The following is a 7,621-nucleotide window of genomic DNA, read 5'->3' on the forward strand; positions in this document are numbered from 1 at the left end:
AATAATTTAACTCCACCTAGTAATTACAAGAAACAAGAGGCGATTGATGCGTGGATTGAAGAGCACAAAGATATTGTTTACCGAAAAACCGCTTTAAACGGCGGTTTTGGTCAAATTGTTTGTATTGGTTATGCAATCAATGATGAGAATGTGCGAGTAATTTATTTTGATGACTGGGCATCATCTGAAAAACAAATATTGCAATCATTTTTTAATGATTTAATTGAGCGTTATAGACCCAGTTCAGATATAACCCCGCATTTTATTGGGCATAATATCGAAAATTTCGATCTTCGATTTATTTATCAGCGCGCAATCGTTTTAGATGTTATACCTCCGGCATTTTTACCGCTAAATAACAAATCATATAACAATATGTACATATTTGATTCTATGACGGAGTGGGCAGGTAAACGTAATTATGCGTCATTAAATGAAGTTTGTTTGGCGCTTGGTATAGAGCCAAAATCCGATGATATCGATGGCTCAAAAGTCTGGGATTTGGTGCGAGAAGGGAAAATAAAACAGGTTGCAGATTATTGTGCTGCCGACGTTGAGAAAGTTAGATTAATACATAAGCGCATGACATTTCAGAATGCAAGTTAATTACAGCCGGCAAGGTTTAAGTGAGCGAAAAAGTATATGACGTTGATAAAACAAAACTGGAGCAAGAAAAATGGCACGTGGAATAAATAAACTAATTCTAGTTGGCAATGTAGGCCAAGATCCAGAAGTTCGTTACATGCAAAATGGTAACGCTATAGCTAATTTGAGTATAGCAACATCTGAAAGTTGGAAAGATAAACAAACTGGCGAAAATCGTGATCGCACTGAGTGGCATAGAGTTGTTATATTCGGTAAATTAGCCGAAATTGCTAACGAGTACGTCAAAAAAGGCGCTCAAGTGTATATTGAAGGTCAATTACAAACAAGAAAATGGCAAGATCAATCAGGTCAAGATCGTTATACTACTGAAGTTGTAGTTAACCCAATTGGTGGTACTTTACAAATTTTAGCAACACGCAATAACAGCGATGGAAGCACTACTACTCAGCAAGCATCAAAATCTGAAAAACCAGTAACGCAAGAGCCGCCAATTGATTTCGATGACAATATTCCGTTTGCTAAAATCGGACTGCAATATCCAAAACACACTATTAACTCAATATAAGCATTTTATTTATCTGTGTTGACAATAATTTTATCGGGTTGTATATTGAGTGAAGTGATTGAACCTCACTCAAGAAGCGGAAACCGCACCCGATAGCATTTGCGGTATTTTTATATCCAGATTTTATGGTCGGGTGGCAAGCAGCACATACAAAACCGAAAGGGAAAACTGCTGACTGTCTTCTTGCAGGGTTCAATCACCTGACCACCCTATTGAACCTAGGGTTATATAAATCAAGAAGAGGATATAATCATGTCAAACACATCTATTAATTTATTTACATTTAACTTCAATAATTCACCCGTTCGCACTACTGAAATCAACAACCAAATATGGTTTTTAGCTAATGACGTTTGTTCTATTCTTGAATATAAAAACTCACGCCGAGCAATAGAATTACATTGCAAAGAAAAGGGTGTAACAAAACGGTACACCCTTACAAAGGGCGGTAATCAGGAAATGATTTATATTAGTGAAGCAAATTTATTTAGATTAATTATTAAAAGTAAACAAGAGAAGGCTGTTATTTTTGAAGAGTGGGTTATGGAGGATTTGTTACCCACAATCCGCAAAACAGGCTCATATTCATTAACAATTAGCACCGAACAGCAACAAGCAATCAAACAAGCGGTAAACGAACGTTCATACAGGACTGGTGAACATTACCAAGCTATCTACACTAAATTCTATGAAAACTTCAAGATACCACGTTACCAAGATTTACTTGCTAGTAAGTTCGACGAGGCTATAGAGTGGTTGGGTGGGGTTGCAAAAACAAGAAAAGATGTGATTGAGGTAAGCAGAACCAACCTAATTTGTTTAGTTCATCACATGCTTTGGTTGAACGATTTCTACATAGATAATCGCTTATACGATGTTTTTAAAATGCTGGGGTCTAATTTCGGTATAAGACTTCACGATCATTTTGGCGACGGTGCTTTTGTTGCCTCGATGTTTAAACAACAGCTAGAAAAGAAACAATTACAGAAACTATAAATTAAGGGCATTATGCCCTTTTTTAATCCGCAAAATCTGTTAATAACTCACTGAACAACCACCCTATTCCATTAATTTATTAAAAATATCTGCGCTAATTATTTGGCGTGCTATTTCTATTATCTATAGGAAATAATCATGAATAAACCAGTACTAGATGTTTGCTGTGGCTCTAGAATGTTCTATTTTAACAAACATGATGATCGAGTTTTATTTTGCGATAAACGAAAAGAGAATCACATTTTATGTGATGGGCGAGCGTTAGAAATTAATCCAGACGTGCAACTTGATTTTACAAATTTGCCATTTTCAGATGAATCATTTCATCTGGTTTGTTTCGATCCGCCCCATCTAATCAAAGTTGGCCGCCGCAGTTGGCTAGCAAAAAAATATGGCCAACTTAATAAGTCAACTTGGCAAGATGATTTAAGAAAAGGCTTTAGTGAATGTTTTCGCGTACTAAAAAACAACGGAACATTAATATTTAAATGGAATGAAACAGATATACCAGTTAAATCTATTTTAGCGCTAACAGAGTATAAACCGGTGTTTGGACACATTAGCGGAAAACGTTCAAATACGCACTGGATGACATTTATAAAAAATGGGTTTGTATATAAGAATGAATAATTAATCGAACATTTTTCAATCTTTGATTCACCGATTCGGGGGAATCAAAGTACAAATAATAAACAACTCTCCCCAAAATTGGGGAAAAATATTAGGTAACCAATCATGACTACACACGAATTAAAAATAAAATCTGAATATTTCATGGACGTTGCTCAATGTCAGAAAAAGGCCGAAATTCGCTACAATGACCGCAATTACAAAGTCGGGGATATTCTAAATTTGTATGAAATTGACAAGAGCGGTAATCGTACAGGTCGTCAATGTAGCGTTATTGTCTCTCACATTTTAGATGATGCTGAGTATTTGAGGGATGGTTATGTAATGCTGAGCATTGACGTAATATACTGATTTATATAGAGGAATTAGGCGAATTATGAATAGTAATACTCTAAAGAAATATCAAACTCAATTACAAAAATTAAAAGCGAAGCAAAGCGTTGTCAAAACAGAATTAACAGATTGTCAGCATCGCTATAACTCAATCAAAAATGAAATACTCGACGTACAAACAAAGATAAATGAACTATCACGCAATAACAAACTAATAGTTAGCGAACATGCAACCATTAGAATATTAGAGCGCATGTTTGGAATAAATTTGAGCGAAATACACGAGCAAATAATTGCTGAAATTTTGCCGGTTTATACAAAGCTTGGAGATGGAACTATACCAGTTAAATGTATTGGTTTACGTGCTGTAATAAAAAACGGCGTGATAGTAACAGTTAAATGAGGATAACAATAATGACAGAACAATTAAAACCTTGCCCGTTTTGCGGCAGTGAATATTTATTCATTGATGAGATTGATTATAGACTCAATGAAGATATTCCTGAGCATCTCAGAGATGCTATTTGTTTCGCTGTGGTTTGCTATGATTGTAATGCAAGAGGTTGCGAAAAAGATACTGAAAATAAAGCAATTTTGGCTTGGAATTCAAGAATCAGCAAATCACAAAAACATATCAACGAAATTAAAGCGCAAGCTATTGAAGAAGCCGTAAAAAAAGCTGATAACGAAACATACATCGGAGTTGTCGGTAGTGATTTTCCGCCACAAAAACAATATAAAGCTGAAATTCTAGCATTTGCTGATAGCTTAAGGTTAAAACATGAATAAATACAGACAATTACGTAGTTTATTTATTGATGAGAGATGAGAAAATTATAGGAGTAAATAATGTTAGAGTTAACAGAAAAACAGAAACGTGTATTAAACGCAATAAAAGGGTTTATTGATGCCAATGACTACCCACCCACTCGCTCAGAGATGGCTAAAATTCTTAATTACAGGTCGGCTAATACAATAGAACTTTTTTTAAAATCCTTACAGGAAAAAGGATATATAAAAGTGCTCAAAGGAACAGCAAGAGGCATTATTATTAATAAAGAGGTATAAGCATGGGTGAATCAATTATATTAACAGATGATGAACTACATATGTTAACAGGCAAAAAAAGAAAAAAGTTACAGATAAAATGGTTAAGAGAAAACAAGTTCTGCTTTCATGTCAATTTGCTTGGTAAGCCAATAATTCTACGTTCATCATTGAATCAAAAGGTAATCGTTGAACAAAAACAACAACAAGAGCCAGATTTTGGAGCTTTAAATGGCAAGGAACCGTAAAGACAAAAAAGACAATATCCTCCCTCCTCGTGTATCAAAAAATAAATATTCATACTACCTCAAAACAAGAGAAAACAAGACCGTCACACTAGGCTCGATAAATATGAGCATGGTGGAACTATGGGCAAAGTATGAGGGCGTTATTGCTGAACAAAAAGAGGAAATGACGTTTAGTAAACTGTGGAGTACGCACTTAAATAGCGCTGCTTTTCATAAACTGTCATCACGCTCACAAGAAGATAAGTTGCGAGGAGCTAAAAAAATATTACCTGTTTTTGGACATATAAACGTTAATAATATTAGACCTGAACATATAAGACGCTACATGGATATCAGGGGTGAGCAAAGCAAAGTACAGGCAAATCACGAATTATCTTATATGTCGGTGGCGTTTGGCTGGGGCTATGAGCGTGGGTATTGCAAAATAAATCCGTGTTCTGGGGTTAAAAAATTCAGCATTCAAGCGAGAGATAAATATATTGAAGACATAGAGTATTACACAATTTATGATGAAGCGATCGATATACTAAAAGTGGCCATGGAAATATCGTATCTGTGCGCAGTTCGGGAGGGTGATATATTTAAACTTAAGCACAGCCAAATACTTAAAGAGGGTATTTACATAAAACAAGGCAAAACAGGAAAACGGCAAATCAAACAATGGACAGAACGACTAATGGACGCAATTAATTTAGCTAAAAAACTGTTCCCCCCATCCTCCCCCGACTCTCTCGTGCTACAAAATAAATCAGGAGGTAAGCTAATCCAGAAGACATTTAATTCATATTGGTTAGATGCAAAGCGAAAAGCAGAAGAAAAGCTGGGCAGAAAAATCAATTGCACATTTCACGATATCAAAGCTAAAGCTATTTCGGACTACGACGGAGCAACTAAAGATAAACAGCTATTTAGTGGTCATAAGACCGAGGCTCAGGTTAATACATATGACCGAAAAGTGAAAATAACACCGACGTTAAACCCACCCAAAAAAGAAGATTTATTCTAACTGTATATTCTAAGTTAATTCTAAGTGTTGATGATTTTAAAATTACAATATTTTATCTTATTGATTTTACTTATTATAAATGGAGGCGCGTCCCGGAGTCGAACCGAGGTAGACGGATTTGCAATCCGCAGCATGGCCACTCTGCCAACGCGCCTTAGTGGTCTGTCTGAATAGGCTGTAAATAGTAGCACTGCCTTGAATAATCGTCAAGATTAAATAGATTATAATTACAGCAATCACGTTGTTTTTAACTTATTTTTTTATAACCTAATTATTCGTGGCAAAAAATCTAGTGGTTCAATATATTTAAATAAAAATAATCTTCAAAGTTAATTAATAATAATTACAGCCTTATAACAATGATGTAAATAATAAAAATTACAAAATATTCCTTATGTTATCAAATAACTTTAAGCAGTGTAACTACCACCTAAAATAGTACAGCAAAAAAGTAGCTATTGATGCCCCTTTCTCATGATCGGCAGAATTTTCATAATTAGAGCCCCTCTCGTCTTTGCATATGTAAAAAACATACTAATTAATATCGCGCGCTTACTGTCGTAACTAGCACTCTTGCTTTTAACTTCTCACAATATTACCGTAATACATCAAGCGTTATTTCCGACAATAATAACTTTTCGAATTTCGGTGCAACATCTCTATTAATTATCCCGCTAGTAACATCATGCGTTCTATCTGTATAATCAACATCCGCAAACCAACGTTCTAGTCAATAACCAAACACGTCATTATTCATGATGGTTTTCTAAGTTGCTTTCCCTCGCAGAGAAATATTATTTGCCAATATTCTTTAACTTCTAGTAATTTATCTCTAGCTTCAGATAGTGAAATTTCACCCTGTTTTCCAAACATCATTATTTCTCTTCTTTCGTTAATACGATAATCATAACGAAGCACTATTGTCTCCGTTTTTAATACTACAACATACAAACAGTCAGGGTCTGGAATTTTATACTACTTATCTTTAGGTTTTATTCATTTTAGCTTTGTTTCTGTTAACATAAAACACCTCGATACCGTCAGCATTGTCGGTACTTTTGATAAGATGTTTATATCAAACGTTAATACTATCAACATTACCGACAAAAAATATAAGCTAAAATGAGAAGATATAAGATTGATTGAGGCTAAAAAGCCTTGTTATACAAGGCTTCAGATTGATGACAAACCTCGATATAATTCGGGGTTTATTTTTTTATTTAAACCATAAATAGGCTTTTTAATTTGGATTTTATTAAATAAATTAAAAAATAGCTTAAAAAAACGTAACAAAAATAGCTTTATCGCTATTTTCTTGATATTTTGAGCCGTTGCGGCCAATAAACACTGCATTTGAACCTGTGCTCTTCCTCTAAATCGTGCATAGCGATGTCCGTGGTGTTGTTTAGCATCAGCAAAGCTGCGCTCTATGGTTTCTTTTCGCCGAGCATAGACTTTTTTACCCCACTGACTTAAACGAATCTCGTTGGCTTTCTCTTTATCTGCTTCCCAGATATGCCGTGTGATGACTTTCTGTGTATTTTTACTCTGTGTACACTGTGACAATAACGGACAGATTTTGCAGGTTGTTGCATCAGAATGATAATGACGATAACCTTCCCTGCTGGTAGTTTTATATATTAATGTTTGCCCGTTTGGGCAAGTATAAGTATCGTTTTGACTGTTATAGATAAACTGCTTTTTTCTGATGGGATTCGCACCATGGGTGGGACGACGATAACCCAACACCGGATATATCTGCTCTGCCAGCAGTAAATGGCAAATGGGAGCCGTAAAATAACCCGCATCAAGGCCGACACCAACCGGATTAAAGCCAAACCGCTCTAACTGGCGTTTTAATCGAGCCATGTAAGGCTGGGGATCATGGATATTTCCAGCTGTGACATAGGTATCGGTAATTAAATTATGTTTGCCATCAACCGTTCGGTGATCTAAGTAGAAGAACCCTTTAGGCTTGCCTTCCCGATGCATAAAGCCACTGTCCGGATCTGTTGTACTGACTTTAACCTCCTTGTATTTCTCTACCGTCGATGGCTTTAAGGCTTTTTTCCGTTTAATTCTCTTTCTGCGTTGATGGCTTGATTAAGCGCATCAATATATTGACTGGGCTCAACAATACGCTGCTCATTACGTGCTTTGCCTTTATTGGCATTTGCTTTTAGGTGAGTA

At 35.6% G+C, this 7,621-nt stretch carries 11 protein-coding genes, 1 tRNA gene and 1 pseudogene; 10 read left to right on the forward strand and 3 right to left on the reverse strand.

The window, feature by feature from the left end:
- From A9G41_RS12945 to A9G41_RS12990, 10 genes are all read left to right on the forward strand, one after another.
- Positions 1-606: ribonuclease H-like domain-containing protein (locus tag A9G41_RS12945; protein ID WP_075539779.1), on the forward strand; the 606-nt coding region annotated here is incomplete at its 5' end.
- 70 nt (positions 607-676) lie between these two features.
- Positions 677-1,171, forward strand: a complete 495-nt coding sequence (gene ssb / locus A9G41_RS12950) for a single-stranded DNA-binding protein (RefSeq protein WP_075539780.1) — start codon at positions 677-679, stop codon at positions 1,169-1,171.
- A 252-nt stretch (positions 1,172-1,423) separates the two neighbouring features.
- Positions 1,424-2,167: a BRO-N domain-containing protein gene (locus A9G41_RS12955; protein ID WP_075539781.1), complete on the forward strand. Its 744-nt coding sequence runs from the start codon at positions 1,424-1,426 to the stop codon at positions 2,165-2,167.
- Between the two features lie 138 nt (positions 2,168-2,305).
- Positions 2,306-2,797, forward strand: coding sequence for a class I SAM-dependent methyltransferase (locus A9G41_RS12960; protein WP_065588211.1), 492 nt, complete (start codon positions 2,306-2,308; stop codon positions 2,795-2,797).
- Positions 2,798-2,902: 105 nt separating this feature from the next.
- Complete coding sequence (locus A9G41_RS12965; protein ID WP_075539782.1) at positions 2,903-3,148, forward strand: DUF3850 domain-containing protein; 246 nt, start codon at positions 2,903-2,905, stop codon at positions 3,146-3,148.
- A gap of 25 nt (positions 3,149-3,173) precedes the next feature.
- Complete coding sequence (locus tag A9G41_RS12970) at positions 3,174-3,533, forward strand: hypothetical protein (protein WP_075539783.1); 360 nt, start codon at positions 3,174-3,176, stop codon at positions 3,531-3,533.
- An 11-nt stretch (positions 3,534-3,544) separates the two neighbouring features.
- Entirely contained in the window at positions 3,545-3,919 is a 375-nt protein-coding gene (locus A9G41_RS12975; RefSeq protein ID WP_075539784.1) for a Lar family restriction alleviation protein, read from the forward strand.
- A 60-nt stretch (positions 3,920-3,979) separates the two neighbouring features.
- Positions 3,980-4,198, forward strand: coding sequence for a hypothetical protein (locus A9G41_RS12980; protein ID WP_065581718.1), 219 nt, complete (start codon positions 3,980-3,982; stop codon positions 4,196-4,198).
- A 2-nt stretch (positions 4,199-4,200) separates the two neighbouring features.
- Entirely contained in the window at positions 4,201-4,425 is a 225-nt protein-coding gene (locus tag A9G41_RS12985; protein WP_065581719.1) for a DUF4224 domain-containing protein, read from the forward strand.
- Positions 4,409-5,431: an integrase gene (locus A9G41_RS12990; protein WP_065581720.1), complete on the forward strand. Its 1,023-nt coding sequence runs from the start codon at positions 4,409-4,411 to the stop codon at positions 5,429-5,431. The genes A9G41_RS12985 and A9G41_RS12990 overlap by 17 nt, the downstream gene beginning before the upstream one ends.
- Before the next feature lie 80 nt (positions 5,432-5,511).
- On the opposite strand, the gene A9G41_RS12995 is transcribed toward A9G41_RS12990, so the two are convergent.
- From A9G41_RS12995 to A9G41_RS13000, 3 genes and pseudogenes are all read right to left on the reverse strand, one after another.
- Positions 5,512-5,585: transfer RNA gene (locus A9G41_RS12995), tRNA-Cys, on the reverse strand.
- 599 nt (positions 5,586-6,184) lie between these two features.
- Positions 6,185-6,400 carry an Arm DNA-binding domain-containing protein gene (locus A9G41_RS14120; RefSeq protein ID WP_335340074.1) on the reverse strand — a complete coding sequence of 72 codons (216 nt, stop codon included), beginning with the start codon at positions 6,398-6,400 and terminating at the stop codon, positions 6,185-6,187.
- Between the two features lie 204 nt (positions 6,401-6,604).
- Positions 6,605-7,621 (reverse strand): annotated as a pseudogene (locus A9G41_RS13000) (IS1182 family transposase); the annotation flags it as partial.

Source organism: Gilliamella sp. Nev5-1 (assembly GCF_001690895.1).
Lineage (GTDB): Bacteria > Pseudomonadota > Gammaproteobacteria > Enterobacterales > Orbaceae > Gilliamella > Gilliamella apicola_C.